This window comes from Acinetobacter schindleri CIP 107287 (assembly GCF_000368625.1).
GTDB lineage: Bacteria > Pseudomonadota > Gammaproteobacteria > Pseudomonadales > Moraxellaceae > Acinetobacter > Acinetobacter schindleri.
The window spans coordinates 38,232-53,167 of the sequence record NZ_KB849575.1; the positions used below are offsets into that span (position 1 = coordinate 38,232).

The 14,936-nt window shown below is 43.4% G+C and carries 12 protein-coding genes, 1 tRNA gene and 1 pseudogene; 6 read left to right on the forward strand and 8 right to left on the reverse strand.

Annotated elements, in window-relative coordinates:
- Position 1: 1 nt before the first annotated feature.
- The 3 genes from rlmD (at position 2) to F955_RS03455 (ending at position 4,486) form a co-directional block, all read left to right on the forward strand.
- Positions 2-1,378, forward strand: a complete 1,377-nt coding sequence (rlmD, locus tag F955_RS03445) for a 23S rRNA (uracil(1939)-C(5))-methyltransferase RlmD (protein WP_004891404.1) — start codon at positions 2-4, stop codon at positions 1,376-1,378.
- A gap of 44 nt (positions 1,379-1,422) precedes the next feature.
- Entirely contained in the window at positions 1,423-3,732 is a 2,310-nt protein-coding gene (locus F955_RS03450) for a RelA/SpoT family protein (protein ID WP_004891407.1), read from the forward strand.
- A gap of 103 nt (positions 3,733-3,835) precedes the next feature.
- Entirely contained in the window at positions 3,836-4,486 is a 651-nt protein-coding gene (locus tag F955_RS03455) for a S24/S26 family peptidase (protein WP_004891409.1), read from the forward strand.
- Positions 4,487-4,535: 49 nt separating this feature from the next.
- Here F955_RS03455 and secF read toward each other — a convergent pair whose 3' ends face one another.
- From secF to queA, 8 genes and pseudogenes are all read right to left on the reverse strand, one after another.
- Positions 4,536-5,510: a protein translocase subunit SecF gene (secF, locus tag F955_RS03460; RefSeq protein ID WP_171058629.1), complete on the reverse strand. Its 975-nt coding sequence runs from the start codon at positions 5,508-5,510 to the stop codon at positions 4,536-4,538.
- 8 nt (positions 5,511-5,518) lie between these two features.
- Positions 5,519-7,417 (reverse strand): protein translocase subunit SecD, encoded by a 1,899-nt coding sequence (secD, locus tag F955_RS03465; RefSeq protein WP_004891415.1) that lies wholly within the window; start codon positions 7,415-7,417, stop codon positions 5,519-5,521.
- 52 nt (positions 7,418-7,469) lie between these two features.
- On the reverse strand, positions 7,470-7,799 hold the full coding sequence (gene yajC / locus F955_RS03470; RefSeq protein ID WP_004816064.1) for a preprotein translocase subunit YajC: 330 nt from the start codon (positions 7,797-7,799) through the stop codon (positions 7,470-7,472).
- A gap of 102 nt (positions 7,800-7,901) precedes the next feature.
- Entirely contained in the window at positions 7,902-9,032 is a 1,131-nt protein-coding gene (gene tgt, locus F955_RS03475) for a tRNA guanosine(34) transglycosylase Tgt (RefSeq protein ID WP_004816067.1), read from the reverse strand.
- A gap of 159 nt (positions 9,033-9,191) precedes the next feature.
- A pseudogene (locus F955_RS03480) lies at positions 9,192-10,009 on the reverse strand (DUF4303 domain-containing protein).
- 112 nt (positions 10,010-10,121) lie between these two features.
- Positions 10,122-10,688, reverse strand: a complete 567-nt coding sequence (locus F955_RS03485; protein WP_004891420.1) for a LemA family protein — start codon at positions 10,686-10,688, stop codon at positions 10,122-10,124.
- A gap of 24 nt (positions 10,689-10,712) precedes the next feature.
- Entirely contained in the window at positions 10,713-11,741 is a 1,029-nt protein-coding gene (locus F955_RS03490; protein WP_004891422.1) for a hypothetical protein, read from the reverse strand.
- Positions 11,742-11,756: 15 nt separating this feature from the next.
- A complete protein-coding gene (gene queA, locus F955_RS03495; protein WP_004891426.1) occupies positions 11,757-12,791 on the reverse strand; it encodes a tRNA preQ1(34) S-adenosylmethionine ribosyltransferase-isomerase QueA in 1,035 nt (344 codons plus the stop codon).
- Positions 12,792-12,959: 168 nt separating this feature from the next.
- On the opposite strand from queA, the gene F955_RS03500 reads away from it, so the two are divergent.
- The 3 genes from F955_RS03500 (at position 12,960) to F955_RS03510 (ending at position 14,842) form a co-directional block, all read left to right on the forward strand.
- A tRNA-Leu gene (locus tag F955_RS03500) sits at positions 12,960-13,046 on the forward strand.
- 157 nt (positions 13,047-13,203) lie between these two features.
- A complete protein-coding gene (locus F955_RS03505) occupies positions 13,204-14,532 on the forward strand; it encodes a tyrosine-type recombinase/integrase (RefSeq protein ID WP_004891428.1) in 1,329 nt (442 codons plus the stop codon).
- Positions 14,510-14,842 (forward strand): hypothetical protein, encoded by a 333-nt coding sequence (locus F955_RS03510; RefSeq protein ID WP_004891432.1) that lies wholly within the window; start codon positions 14,510-14,512, stop codon positions 14,840-14,842. The genes F955_RS03505 and F955_RS03510 overlap by 23 nt, the downstream gene beginning before the upstream one ends.
- Positions 14,843-14,936 lie beyond the last annotated feature (94 nt).

Genomic DNA, 14,936 nt, shown 5'->3' on the forward strand with positions numbered 1-14,936 from the left:
CATGAAACATCGAGCTCAACCACGGCCCAAGCAGCAACCCGAATACATCTTCCAGGTTGAGTCACTATCGCACGAGGGGCGTGGCATTGCTCACTATGGTTCACATCCGGACCATCCAGCGGACAAGCACGGTAAAAAAGTTTTTATTCGTTATGCACTGCCCGGTGAAACAGTGCGTGCCCGAATCACCCGTGAAGTGAAAAAGCTGGAAGAAGCTGACTCGCTTGAATTGTTGAGTGAAGCCTCAGAAATTCGCATACAGCCCCCTTGTCCACATTTTGGAAGTTGTGGTGGCTGCAATATGCAGCATATCACTCCGGATGCACAGATTGAGCTCAAACAGAATGTGCTGAAATCGCATCTGCAACATTTTGCTGGAATTCAGCCAAATGAATGGCTGGCGCCATTGCGTTCACAGCGTGAAGATTACCGTCGTAAAGCCCGTATTGGCGTACGCTATTTACCTGGTAAAGACAAGCTGGTGGTGGGATTCCGTGAAAGCCAAAGTAACAAGCTGACTTCGATTGATCGCTGCATGATTCTGGATCGGGAGTTTGGCTCGGTTACACGTCTTAAACAATTGCTCCAAAGTCTAAATGGTAAGGCTGACGTTGGTCATATAGAATTGGCCATGGGTGATCAGGAAATCGCATTAGTAGTTCGTGAAACTGCACAATTACCTGAACAGGATGTCAACCAATTACGCGAATTTGCGTTACAGAAGGGGTGGCAGCTTTATATTCAGCCAGCAGGTCAAAACCAACTGACGCGTATTGATCAACCGCAATTGCCTGCGCGGCTGCATTACCGTCTGGATGATTTTGATGTTGAGTTTGGCTTTGATCCGCTAGATTTTACCCAGGTCAATTCCACAGTAAACCCGCAGATGATACGTCTGGCATGTGATTTGCTACGACTACAACCAGGAGAGCGTGTTCTGGATCTGTTTTGCGAATTAGGAAACTTTTCCTTGCCATTGGCGCGCTGTGTTGGTGCGAGTGGAAGCGTCGTAGGTGTTGAGGGTAGTGAAGAAATGGTGCAACGTGGTGCGGAAAATGCCAAAATAAATGGTATTGCACAACTTTCATTCCATTCGCAGGATTTAACCCAGGATTTTTCGCATCATTCTTGGGCAAATCAGGGTTTTGATGCATTACTAATTGATCCGCCTCGTTCCGGCGCAGAAGAAGTGATGCAATATATTCCTAAGTTTGGTGCAAAAAGAATCGTTTATGTATCATGTAACCCGGCAACTCTAGCCAGAGATGCCGGATTGCTGGTACAACAGGGGTATCGTCTGAGCAGGGCAGGTGTGATGGATATGTTCACACATACGGGCCATGTTGAGTCGATTGCCCTGTTCGAAAAAGAAAATTAAATAAACGATTAAAGAGATGATGTATATAAAAGTAGGAGAATGGTATGGTCACAGTACGTGAACAGCTGCCTGGGCGACTGAATGAGTTGTCACAGGAGGCGACTGTAGAACATGCCGATCAAGCCCTGCAGGATATGACCGAATGGTTAGATCGTGTACGCGGCATATTAGATGGGAACCCATTAAAACAGCTCGAAGAAGTCGCCCATCTTACTTTAGAAAATGAGTTAGAAACCACGGTTCAGCATCGCTCCAATACTTTCTATACCGGTATTGAGATGGCGGATATCCTTGCCCATTTGCATGTCGATGAAGACACTTTGTCTGCAGCCATGCTGTATCGTTCGGTACGTGAAGGTGTCACACCGCTTGCAGACGTACTGGAGAAATTCGGTGAGAGTGTACATGGCCTGGTGAAAGGCACTCTGTCGATGGGTAAGCTGTCCGAGCTGATTGAAAATAACAAACGTCTGGAAGACCATTTCAATAATAACCAGCGCGAGCATTTGACCGGCATTTACAAGATGCTGATCTCAGTCACCGAAGATGTCCGTGTGGTACTGATCAAGTTGGCCGAGCGTACCTATGCATTGCGTGAACTGGCGAAATCACCTCGAGACCGTCAGGAACGTGTTGCACGTGAAATTCTGACCATCTACTCGCCACTAGCCCATCGTCTTGGTATTGCCCAGTTGAAATGGGAGCTGGAAGATCTAGCCTTCCGTTATCTGGCACCAGAACGTTATAAAGAAATTGCTTCTTTACTGAATGAAAAGCGCTTGGAGCGTGAACATTATATTCAGTTTGTGATCGACAAGTTGCGTGGTGAACTGGCTGAGCATGGCATTGAGGCCGAAATTACCGGTCGGGTCAAACACATTTATTCGATTTATCGAAAAATGAAGAGTAAGGATCTGAGCTTCGATCAGCTCTATGATATCCGTGCTGTACGTGTCCTGGTAAATTCAGTACCTGAGTGTTATCACACTTTAGGTATCGTACATCAGATCTGGCGTCATATTCCGCACCAGTTTGACGACTATATTACCAATCCGAAAGCCAATGGTTATCGCTCACTGCATACTGCCGTAATTGCAGAAAACAAATCGCTTGAAGTGCAGATTCGTACCTATCACATGCACGAAGAGGCAGAGTTAGGAGTATGTTCACACTTTAACTATAAGGAAGGGGCAAAAACCACAGACCATTCCTTTAACCATCGTCTACATTCTTTACGTGCCGTATTGGAGCATTACCAGGAACGTAATGATGCCAGTGCACATAAAGATTCTGAGGCAGAAGTTGAGAATTTTGAACAGATTCAAGACTTTGAAGGCTTTGAGAAAATCTATGTGTTTAGCCGCGATGGAGATATTAAAGAATTGCCGCGTGGCTCAACAGTCTTGGATTTTGCCTATCATGTCCATACCGAAGTGGGTAACAAGTGCTATGCCGCACGAGTGAACCAGCGCTATGTGCCGCTGACTTATACTCTGAAAACCGGGGAACAGGTCGAGATTCTGACCAAAAAAGACCGTGAGCCAAACCGTGACTGGCTGGTGAACTCGCTTGGTTATATCAAGACTGCACGTGCACGTGACAAGTTACGTCACTGGTTCCGTCAGCAGGATCGCAGCAAGAATCTGGAAGTTGGCCGTGAGATTTTGAATAAAGAACTCTCACGTCTGGCAATTCACCCGAAATCGATCGACTTGGGCGATTATTGCAATCACTTTAATGTGAAGAGTGGCGAAGACATTCTGATTGGTATCGTAAATGGCGATATCAGCCTGCATGCGCTGATCAATCAGGTGAATCGCCATATGCACCTGGATCAGGATGAACCTGAACTGGTACTGAAGCCGGCGCTGAATCCACGTGCCAGTCATACTTTGTCTGCTCATGGTATTCTGATTGATGGCTTAGACAATGTTGAACTACATGTGGCGCAATGCTGTCAGCCTGTACATGGCGAGTCGATTGGGGGCTATATCACGCTCAATCGTGGAGTAAGCATCCATAAGGTGGCGTGTCCGGATTATGTGCGTATGATTTCGCAGGAACCAGAACGTGCCGTAGAAGCTGATTGGGAAATGCAGCCAACCCGTGGTCAGAGTGTCCAGATTGTAGTAGAAGCTTATGACCGCCGTGGCCTGCTCAAAGATCTGACGCAAGTGATCTTCTCTGATCAGATCAATATCCGTCAGGTAAATACCATTTCAGAAGCTGATGGTATTGCCAATATGAAACTATTGATCGAAGTCAAAGGTCTGGCCCAGCTGTCCAAACTGCTGGCTCGATTAGAACAGCAGCCAGGGATTATCAGTGCCCGTCGTTTGGTACAAGGTAATTAAATCTACTGATTAATTTGTCTAGAAAAGCCTGCCATTTATTGGTGGGCTTTTTTATTGTAAGGTGCTCAGTAGCACTTAATAAAAATGAAGTCACCCAATTGCGATGAGTACGACAGAACTATTTGAACGTAGACGGGAAAATCTGAGCAGGATCATTGATCAATGGATTGCCAGTCAGCGCTTTAAAACAGGCAAAGAGATCTGTGAATATTATGGCCTGTCTGCGACTTATGTCGCTCAGTTACTGAATAGCAAGCGCCAGATTGGAGAAAAGGCGGCTCGGGAACTGGAACAGCAACTCGGCTTGAAATCCATGAGTCTGGATCAGCAAGAGCTTCAGATAGAACAAGTAAAAAATACTCTGGTTCCTCATTTATATAGCATGCAGGCGGTGGAGCAGGAACTGTTTTGCTTAAAGCCTCTGAATGCTGTTCATTATGAAATAGAGCCTACTATTCAGTTGCAGGCGAATCACTATGCGATACAGATTAATGGTGAAGCCTATGCACCTACACTAAAATCGGGTTGGTGGTTGCTATGTGACCGTCAGCAGTCAGCTCAAACAGCTGATTGGCTTTGCATACAGTTCATCAATAAATTCTGTTTAATTTTAGAATTACAGCGAGAAACTGAGCAGGAGTTACAATGTCAAAGTCTGGATGGCAAACGTCAGGTTCGTTTTCAGAAACAGGACGTTCAGCAAGCTGAGGTAGTGATCGCCATCCTGCATCCAGAACAGATTCAACGGCGATAAAAAAGCCCATCTGTAGATGGGCTTTTCATATTTTAAAAGAAGGCTGAAATTATGGAATTTCGTTTTCTTCCTCAAACTCAGGTTTCACTTGCACAATGAAATCCTGACGGTTCAGGCCACGCCATAAAGCAAAGGCTGTACCGATATAGATGGATGAATAGGTACCTACAAAAACACCAACAAACATTGCGATCGAGAACCATTTCAAACCATCACCACCCATGATCATCATGGCTACGACTACCAGCAATAACGTCATAGAGGTATGAATGGTACGACGTAAAGTTTCAGTCAAGGCAATATTGATGATTTCCAATGGTTCAGCACCACGGATTTTACGGAAGTTTTCACGAATACGGTCAGAGACCACGATGTTATCGTTGAGTGAGAAGCCGATAATCGCCAACAACGCTGCCAGTACGGTCAGGTCGAATGGCCATTGCATCATGGCAAAGATACCCAGTGTCACCACGATATCGTGGAACAAGGACAGTACTGCACCAATCGCCAGCTTGAATTCAAAGCGGATGGTGACATAAACCAGCATCAGCAGCAGGGCAAGGGCAACCGCACCTGCAGAACGCACGTACAGCTCATTACCGACCTGACCACCAACCACATCAACTTTTGGTACTTCAGCTGCATTACCTGGCAGCTGAACTGCTGTGGTAATGGCTTTGGTCAAGTCTTCTGCTTCAACATCTTCCTGAACAGGCATACGCACCATCAGGTCACGATCTGACCCTAAGGTTTGTACCACAGCATCATTAAAACCAGCTTCACTCAATGCCTGAGTAACTGATTCTGGCTGAACCGGATTAGTATAGTTCAGCTCTGCTGCCACACCACCAGTAAAGTCCAGACCCAGGTTCAAGCCTTTAGTGGCAATAAAGAAGATGCTGGCAACCGTTAATAAAATTGAAAACAATGCCGCAGGCAAAGCAATTTTCATAAACGGGATAACACGTTCGTGATCCGGGCGGCCGTATTGTTTTGAATTAGGTTGAGTATTCTCAGTCATCAGTGATCTCCTTAAATGCTCAACTTTTTCAAGTTACGTTTTTTGCCATAGATGATCTGTACAATCGCACGAGTTACAGTAATTGCTGTAAACATCGAGCAGACAATACCAATCATCAGGGTCACGGCAAAGCCTTTGATCGGGCCGGTACCAATCGCGAACAGAATGAACGCCACCAGGAAGGTAGTTAAGTTCGAGTCGAAAATGGTGTTATAGGCTCGGTCATAACCGGCCACAATCGCCTGTTTCGGCGAAGCGCCCCATTTCATTTCTTCCCGTATTCGTTCACAGATCAGGACGTTGGCATCGACCGCCATACCAATGGTAATCACGATACCGGCAATACCTGGAAGGGTAAGCGAAGCACCAATCCATGACATGACTGTCAGGATCATCGCCAGGTTAAATACCAGCGCAAAGTTGGCAATCACACCAAACAGACGGAAGAACACGACCATCCAGATCGCCACCAAGATAAAGCCGATTTGGGTAGACAATACACCTTTATCAATGTTTTCCTGACCCAGACTTGGACCAATCACACGTTCTTCAACAAAGTACATTGGCGCGGCCAGTGCACCGGCACGTAACATCAAGGCAAGTTCAGATGCTTCCTGTGGAGAATCCAGACCGGTAATACGGAACTGAGAGCCCAATACCGCCTGAATGGTTGCCGCGTTAATTACCACAGATTCGGTATATGGCGTACGAACTTCAGTTTGCTGACCTGTTGCAGGATCTTCAACATAGCTGATCTTCTGCTTGTTCTCGATGAACAGTACAGCCATACGTTTGCCAACGGCATTACGTGTGGCATCCGACATGAGCTTACCGCCCGCAGCATCGAGGGTAATGTTCACCTCAGCACCACCAGTGTCCTGGCTAAAGCCACTTGAGGCATTTTGAACACGTTCACCCGTCAGAATACGGGTACGGTTCAGCAATAACTGACGACCGCTGTCCAGAGATTCATAAGCAAATGCTTCAGTACCAGGGGGCAATGTACCTGCTGCCTGACCCGTATATGGATCGATATATTGATCGTTCAGATCTGAGACCAGACGGAACTCGAGGTTTGCAGTACGGCCAAGGACACGTTTTGCCTCAGCAGTATCCTGAACACCAGGAAGTTCAACCACAATACGGTTGCTGCCCTGAGTTTGTACCAGTGCTTCAGCCACACCTAGCTCGTTAATACGGTTACGTAGTGTGGTTAAGTTCTGGTTGACTGCATAGCTTTCAATTTCCTGCTTACGCACATCGGTATAGTTCAGGCGCAGGGTAGATCCGGTATCCGTCGCTACAGCCTGCTGGGTGAACTCATTGTCATTACGGCGCAGAAAGTCCATTACCGCAGAACGATCATCATTATTGGCAAACTGCATGGTAATGGTGTTGTTGCTAAGGGTCAGGCTGTTGAATTTCAGATTGTTATCACGTAATTGACGACGCAGGTCAGTTGCCGATGTTTCCATACGCTGCGCAATCGCCTTGTCCATATCCACTTCTAGCAGGAAGTGAACACCACCACGTAAATCCAGGCCCAGCTTCATTGGCTTGGCGCCAATTTTTTGCAGCCATTCTGGTGTTGTTGGTGCAAGGTTCAATGCTACAACATAATCATCGCCCAGGCCGCGACGCAGTGCTTCCTTGGCTTTGAGCTGTGCTTCGCTAGAATCAACACGAAGTAAGGCCGCATTGTTGCTGAAGCTGTTGTCATGAGTTGCAATATTTTCAGTTTTTAATAATTGCTCTGCTCTTTGTACGATGCCCGCATCGATCTGAGTGCCGGCTTTGGCACCCGAAATCTGTACGGCAGGTTCATCTGGATACAAACTAGGCAGGGCATATAATGTACTGATCGCCAGGACAACCAGGATCAGTACATATTTCCATGCTGGGTAACGCATTTGTTTTCTTCTTAAAATTAAAAAGTCGTGCAGGGAGCACGACTTCTTTTGATTAAATGTTATTTAAAGTGCCTTCAGGAAGTACTGAGACCACGCTCGCACGCTGAACTTTTACTTCTACGCCACGGTTGAGTTCAACCACAGCAAAGTCACCTTCAATTTTTGTGATTCTGCCCATTAAGCCGCCTGCAAATACCACTTCGCTACCAACACCCAGACTTTCAATCAGTGCACGATGTTCTTTGGCACGTTTAGATTGAGGACGCCAGATCAGGAAATAGAAGATTGCTACGAATACCGCAATCATCAAAAGGTTCGCCATCAGGCTTGGTTGTTGTGCAGCTTCACCTGCAGCGTGAGCAGTCGAAATAAATAGGCTCATTTACATTTTCCTAAACTAAAAATGGTTAATTAACTGAATGATAATAAATTGACTTGTTCTGCAATTTACCTTGTCTTTTTCTTTAGCGCAAATACTGAAAGATTAATCTTCAGGACAAGGCGGCACTTGCATGCCACGGCGGGCATAAAAGTCCTCAACAAATTGCTCGAATGTGCCTTGATCCAGTGCTTCGCGCATCGCTTCAGTCAGGCGCAGGTAATAGCGCAAGTTATGAATCGTACCCAGCATAGAACCTAGCATTTCACCGCATTTCTCCAGGTGAAACAGGTAGGCACGGCTAAAGTTTTGGCAAGTGTAGCAATCGCAGGCTGGATCAAGCGGACTTTGGTCATGACGGTATTTCGCGTTACGGATACGTACTAAACCGCCGGTCACAAAATAATGACCGTTACGTGCATTTCGGGTTGGCATTACGCAGTCGAACATGTCGACACCACGGCGTACTGCTTCCACGATATCTTCCGGTTTGCCGACACCCATCAGGTAACGTGGTTTGTCTTCCGGCATTTTCTCTGGAAGATAATCCAGCACCTTGATCATTTCTTCTTTCGGTTCACCAACAGACAGACCACCAATGGCATAACCATCAAAGCCAATTTCAAGCAGGCCTTTTAAGGATTCATCACGCAAATCTTCGTACATACCGCCTTGAATAATCCCGAACAGGGCATTGCGGTTTTTCAGTACGTCGTGATGTTGAGTCTTACAGCGTTTGGCCCAACGTAAAGACAGTTGCAGCGATTTCTGTGCTTCTTCATGCGTTGCCGGATAAGGCGTACATTCGTCAAAAATCATCACGATGTCAGAGTTCAGGGTGTGCTGAATGTCCATCGAGATTTCAGGAGACAGGAATACTTTGGAACCATCAATCGGCGAGCGGAAGGTCACGCCTTCTTCCTTGATTTTACGCATCGCACCGAGGCTGAACACCTGGAAGCCACCAGAATCGGTCAGGATCGGGTTGTTCCATTTCATGAACTGATGCAGACCACCATGTTCACGGATGACGTCCAGACCTGGACGCAGGTACAGATGGAAGGTATTGCCCAGAATTACCTGAGACTTAATTTCTTTAATGTCACGAGGCAACATGCCTTTTACCGTGCCATAAGTCCCCACCGGCATGAACATTGGGGTTTCAACCACGCCATGCTCAAGCGTTAAACGGCCACGACGGGCACGGCCCGACTGCGCTAATTTTTCAAACTTCATAGGAGTTCCAAATCAAGGCGAAAAAACAGTTCGCTGATTGTTAATGCTAAAACCGGCTATTTTCCTTGATTCTGACCGTAAACACCAGCGCTCCATCCAGTCCGGGCTGTTTTATTTATGTTGCCTGTATGAATAAAAAATGAAGAATAAGCTTGTGATCTAACGTTCAAACTGGCTGATGTGCTCCTGAATTTCCGCTTGTGTCATGGCACAACTGCCATCAATTTCAGTTGCCATCGCTGCGATATGCTGGATCAGTTTCTGGATATAAAAATTGGCATCGACAAAATGCGGTTCCAGGGTCAGTAAATAGGCCTGATGGGCAACATGTAAATAATCATAAGCTTCTAACTTGACCAGCTGCGCCAGATCAATCAGCAGATCTTTATCGTTCTGGTTTAGCTTAAATGACTTTGACATGGCAGGTTGATTGGCAGGCTGTTTGCTGAACAGAAACTGTTGTCTTAATGGACTTTCCTGATTTAGAGAAATAGCCGATTGGAATTCTATTTGTGGCTGTGTTGGCATATGGATAAAAAACACAATCCGGTTTAAGTCCAAGCCATAATCCTGTTCTAAAGCATCACGTGCCTGTTGAAAGAGCTTTAAAAGTACATCCAGCGTATTGGCCTGATCGGTCTTGCTATGTTCCAGCAAAGGGTTGCCGAAACTATGCTGGTTCTTGAAATAGCTGTCCAGCAGTGCACGAAACTGCGTCATACCGTTATTAGAACTGTGGACGGTACGGTAACGCCATTTCGCTGCATTCCAGCGTTCAGTTTCAGGCAGATACTGTGCACGATCTTCCTGATCATTAAAAATACTACGTTCGGTTGATATGGCGAGGTAATCCACTCGCAGAAACTCGTCATAGACCAGGGGCTACAGGCATATATTCCGTCGTCACTATAATGATCATAGAGTTGATACAACTCCTTGATCAGGACTTCCTTTAAGGTATCGAGATGATCCAGCATAGTTTTTAATTCTTTATTTTTATTCTGAAGCAAAATGCCTTATCTGGAATCTCCTGATTCATCGCTAAGGCAGTTAGGTATTTCTTATCATCGCATAAATATACGTCAGGGTTTAAAAATTCGGACGATAGTCAAAACTTTGGGTCACGGCCTGATCGCGGAAAGGACGCACAGCTTTCTTTTGTAGCAGCATGTTATTGACTATATTATGCGGGAAAACCTGAATCTGGTTATTAAACAGTTCAACATTACGATTATAGATACTGATTGCGGCACCGACATTTTCATTCTGTTCTTCAATTTCGTTCATCATTTTCAGATAAATTTCATTGGCTTTCAATTCAGGATAGTTTTCGATCACCACATTCAGGTTATGCATCAGTTCCCGGTTCAGGCTTTCGATCCGTTGTAATTGCCGAATATCGGCATCTTTAATATTCAGGTTCATGATGTTCTGACGCAGTTCAGTCACTTTCTCCAGCGTGCCTTTTTCGAAACTGGAATACTGTTCGACCAAAGGTTGCAGGCCATCTAGAATTTTCAGTTTCTGCCGTTCATAGCTGGCAACATCAGACCATGCCCGAATTGTGGCATTATGATAACGTACGATGCTGTTACGGATCATGATGATGGCAACAATCAGCAGAATCGGGATAATGACAAAAACAACAAATCCCATAAAAGCAGTCCCCAGAGAAAATAATTATTTTAAAAACTGAATCAGGTCAGTTTGCAGCTTTTCCAGTTCTACTAATTTAAACGTTCTCAGATGTCCACGCAATGCAGAAATATCCTGGATATTTTGCTTGCGTTCAGGCGCATTAAAAATGTCATGTGGCCCTAAATAGCACAGCACACGTTGTTGGGGATGAAAAATAAGATCGCCTTCACGGTATTGGAAAAATTGACTTAATCGGAGCACAAAACCCGGGCTGAGCTGTTTGGCCATTTGCATGGGATCTGTGCCATAAAATTTTAAACGCTGATTGGTGCGTATATCACTGCTGTGCCAAGGATGGCGATAAGGTGAGGGGAATGGACGTCTTGATGTGCTAATGGCAAGCCCCTGCACAGAGACATCAAAGACAAATGCACCCCACAAATTTTTATGTTGTTCAATGAGTTTGACGGTATTGCCATTTTTATCGATGGTTTTAATTTCATCTACATAGTGGTATTCAAACAGCAAGACTTGGTGTTCTTGTTCATTTTCATCTAACCATGTGGTGCTGGCATAACGTGAGATGTCATTGTGTAATGAGCCACGTTCAAACACAGGAAAAAGGCGTTTTAAATTGCCAATAAATTGCCGAGGATTAAGTGGCATTGAAATATGCTGTGGCTGTTGTTGAAAGTGGAGATGATATTTATGCGTCAGCACACGTTCTTCTAAATATTCAATCACATCATTGATGGAGCGCTCTTGCTCATAAATCAGATAGGCCCAAAATAACATGCCAAAACCCAAGGCAAAATTGCATTGCAGCCAGAAATTGTGCGGTGCAATGATAAGGCTGAATACTTGCATCAAGCCAAAGAGTGCCAAGAACCACGGCAGGGTGTTTTCAAATTTTAGAGAAATTGAACCTTGCCATGGATGCAAGCCATTAAGAATGTCCTGATGGCTTTTGGCATCACTCGATAAGTGCCACAGCCGATCGATATTTTTAAACACCACTTCATTTTTCTTACGACGAATATGAATGGAGCGTTGCACTGCATCGATCGGCATAGATGGGTCCTGTAATTATTTAGCCTGATCAATCAGCATGGCATCACCATAGCTGAAGAAGCGGTATCTGCTTTCTACGGCATGTTTGTAGGCATTCAGGATATTGTCACGATTTGACAACGCTGAGACCAGCATCAGTAGGGTAGATTCAGGCAAATGGAAGTTGGTAATCAAACGATCTACCACTTTAAACTCATAACCTGGATAGATGAAGATTTGGGTGTCACCAGTCCAGCCTTTCAGCTCACCACCATTGGCCTGTGCCGCACTTTCAGTCGCGCGAGTCGCTGTTGTACCGACAGCAATGACTTTATTGCCACGTTCTTTGGTGGCTTTAATCAGCGCCATAGATGCATCAGACACTTGGCACCATTCGCTGTGCATGATGTGATTTTCAATATCGCTGGTGCGCACGGGTAAAAATGTACCTGCGCCAACATGCAAGGTTACGAAAGTTTTTTGAATGCCTTTTTCTTCCAGCTTTTTCAATAAATCTTCGTCAAAGTGCAATGATGCGGTCGGGGCGGCAACGCTGGCAATTTTAGTCGGATCGTTAAAGACCGTCTGATAGCGTAAAGTATCAATCTCTTCCGCTTCACGGTTGAAATAAGGTGGAATAGGCAGGGCGCCGTATTGATCCAGGACATCTAAAATCGGCTGGGAGAATTCCACAACAAACAGATTCTCATGACGGCCTTGAACAGTCACTTTAACGGCATTTGGGCCAATAAACAGTTCAGCACCGGCTTTCGGTGTATTGCTGGCTTTAATGTGACAGTGCGCGATGAACTGATCCATCACGCGTTCAACCAGAACTTCAACTGCACCACCTGAAGCACGTTTACCTTTCAGGCGGGCTTTCATCACCTTGGTATCGTTCAGAACCAGCAAATCACCTTCATTCAATAAATCCAGAATGTCGGTAAATTGGTGGTCATGATATTGACCTTCAGCATCGAGGTGTAAAAGGCGGGAAGCACTACGTTGTTCAAGCGGATAGCGAGCAATCAGCTCATCGGGGAGATCAAAGCTAAAATCAGAAAGTTGCATGACAAGTTACGGTAATAAAAACTGGGCTTAGTATAAACTTTTTTCCTTTTTAAGGAGGAAATTGCAGCTTTATAGATCAAAAAAATGAGTTTTGTTTTAAAATTAAACAAATGCAGAGAATCTGCGTTGACATCTGTTCGAAACCGGGTAATATACCTTTCATCCACTCCCGAGGTGGTGAAATTGGTAGACGCGGTGGACTCAAAATCCACTGTCAGCGATGACGTGTCGGTTCGAGTCCGACCCTCGGGACCATATCTTTTAAGATATATGGATTAATATAATAAAATATCTTTGTAAATCCTGCATTTATCTAAATTATCAATCGTTATATCACGTTATATTCCTTGATACACCTATGCCAAATGAGTACCTTAATGAGTACCTCATATGCTCAAGGTATTGATTTGGAATGGCAATAAAAGTTATACCTCTAACTGATACTAAATGTGCTTCTGCCAAACCTAAAGATACAGAATATCCATTGCATGATGGTGATGGTCTAATTTTACTTGTTAGACCCTCTGGTACGAAAAGTTGGCAATTCAAATATAAAAATAAAATAGCTGATAAAGTGTCTAAAATGACGTTAGGAACCTATCCTGAACTAAGTTTAGCTAAAGCTAGAGAATATCGTTCAGCTTACAGAACAATGCTTGCAGAAGGTTTAGATCCAAAAGAACAAAAGCATTTACAAAATCAGAAAAAAGATAATCAGCACACATTTAAGAAAATCACACTTGCTTGGTTAGAAGTTTATGCAAAAAAAGCTGAATTAGATGAAGAAACTAAGCATAAAAGACTAAGAAAATTTGAGAATCATGTTTTTCCAATCCTTCAAGATAAACTGATTGAAAAAATTACATTAAAAGAATTGATGAATCTTTTAAATAGAATCTATGAAAAGTCAGCAGATCATGCACAGAGAATCAGAGCAGACTTGATATTAATCTATGCATATGCACTACAGCATGGTTTTATCGAAACAAATATAGCTAGAGATTTGAAAGATACTTTAGATTTATCTGCTCCCAAAAAACATAGAGCTACTTTTAAATCACTAGATGAAATCCCAAACCTTATAAAAGGGATTAAGAAAGATACTGGACATTTTCTAACTAAGAGTTGTTTAAAACTAGTATTACATACATTCCTTCGTTCTTCTGAAGTTAGATACGCACGTTGGACTGAGATTGATTTTAAAAAGAAACAGTGGCGTGTACCTGCTAGAAGAGAATTAATTGAAGGGATTAAGTATTCGAATCGAGGGGCAAAATCAAGAAGAGAACATCTTGTGCCATTATCTCCACAGGTGATAGAAATCTTAAAAGAAATTTATACTTATAGTGGTAACTGTAATCACGTTTTTCCAAGTGTGAAAGACAAAAATAAATTCTTGAGTGGGGAAGCACCTAATAATGCTTTAAAGCGTATGGGATATGACAAAGAAGAGATTTGTTTACATGGTTTTAGGGCTTTAGCAAGATCTTCTTTAGCTGAAATGGGTTTGTTCCAAAGAGATGCTTTAGAAAAGCAAATGAGTCATATAGAAAAGAATGATACCGTTGGAGCGTATACTCATATTGCAGAATACTTAGAAGAACGTAGAAAAATTATGAATATATGGAGTAACTGGCTAACCTATATTGAAAATAATCCGTATATAACTCCTCATGAATATGGAGACTTACTGAATTTAAAATCAAAAGAGAAAATGAATGAAGCTCTTCTTAGCGAATAGTAGGGTTGTTAAATGTTCAGTCAAAGATTTAATGAAATACCAAAATGTTGAATCAATTTTGGCTGAAGATATAAGTGAAAATAATGATGTTTTATCTTATGCGATTGAGTGCTGGATAGGATATGGTTTAATTTATCCAAAAATTGAAAATATAAAATTAGATGATCTAAGTAAAATAATTCCAAAAGTATTTTTGTTAAGAAATGATGATAATAATATAAAATTTTTTAAAAATTTTGGTCATATTGTGTTTAATTTAAATGAGTATGAGAAAGAAGTTAGTCATCTAATTTATTATGGTAGTTTTTAGTTGAAATTTGACTTTTATAATATAAAGCAGTATAATAACAAGTATAAAATATATATTTAAAAATAATAAAAGTTCATATTATATATATTAAGGC

What these genes read in the sequence shown, in the direction of transcription:
- rlmD (WP_004891404.1), top strand. Translation starts at nt 2, where the DNA reads ATGAAACATCGAGCTCAACCACGGCCCAAGCAGCAACCCGAATACATC.
- F955_RS03450 (WP_004891407.1), top strand. Translation starts at nt 1,423, where the DNA reads ATGGTCACAGTACGTGAACAGCTGCCTGGGCGACTGAATGAGTTGTCA.
- F955_RS03455 (WP_004891409.1), top strand. Translation starts at nt 3,836, where the DNA reads ATGAGTACGACAGAACTATTTGAACGTAGACGGGAAAATCTGAGCAGG.
- secD (WP_004891415.1), bottom strand. Translation starts at nt 7,417, where the DNA reads ATGCGTTACCCAGCATGGAAATATGTACTGATCCTGGTTGTCCTGGCG.
- yajC (WP_004816064.1), bottom strand. Translation starts at nt 7,799, where the DNA reads ATGAGCCTATTTATTTCGACTGCTCACGCTGCAGGTGAAGCTGCACAA.
- tgt (WP_004816067.1), bottom strand. Translation starts at nt 9,032, where the DNA reads ATGAAGTTTGAAAAATTAGCGCAGTCGGGCCGTGCCCGTCGTGGCCGT.
- F955_RS03485 (WP_004891420.1), bottom strand. Translation starts at nt 10,688, where the DNA reads ATGGGATTTGTTGTTTTTGTCATTATCCCGATTCTGCTGATTGTTGCC.
- F955_RS03490 (WP_004891422.1), bottom strand. Translation starts at nt 11,741, where the DNA reads ATGCCGATCGATGCAGTGCAACGCTCCATTCATATTCGTCGTAAGAAA.
- queA (WP_004891426.1), bottom strand. Translation starts at nt 12,791, where the DNA reads ATGCAACTTTCTGATTTTAGCTTTGATCTCCCCGATGAGCTGATTGCT.
- F955_RS03505 (WP_004891428.1), top strand. Translation starts at nt 13,204, where the DNA reads ATGGCAATAAAAGTTATACCTCTAACTGATACTAAATGTGCTTCTGCC.
- F955_RS03510 (WP_004891432.1), top strand. Translation starts at nt 14,510, where the DNA reads ATGAAGCTCTTCTTAGCGAATAGTAGGGTTGTTAAATGTTCAGTCAAA.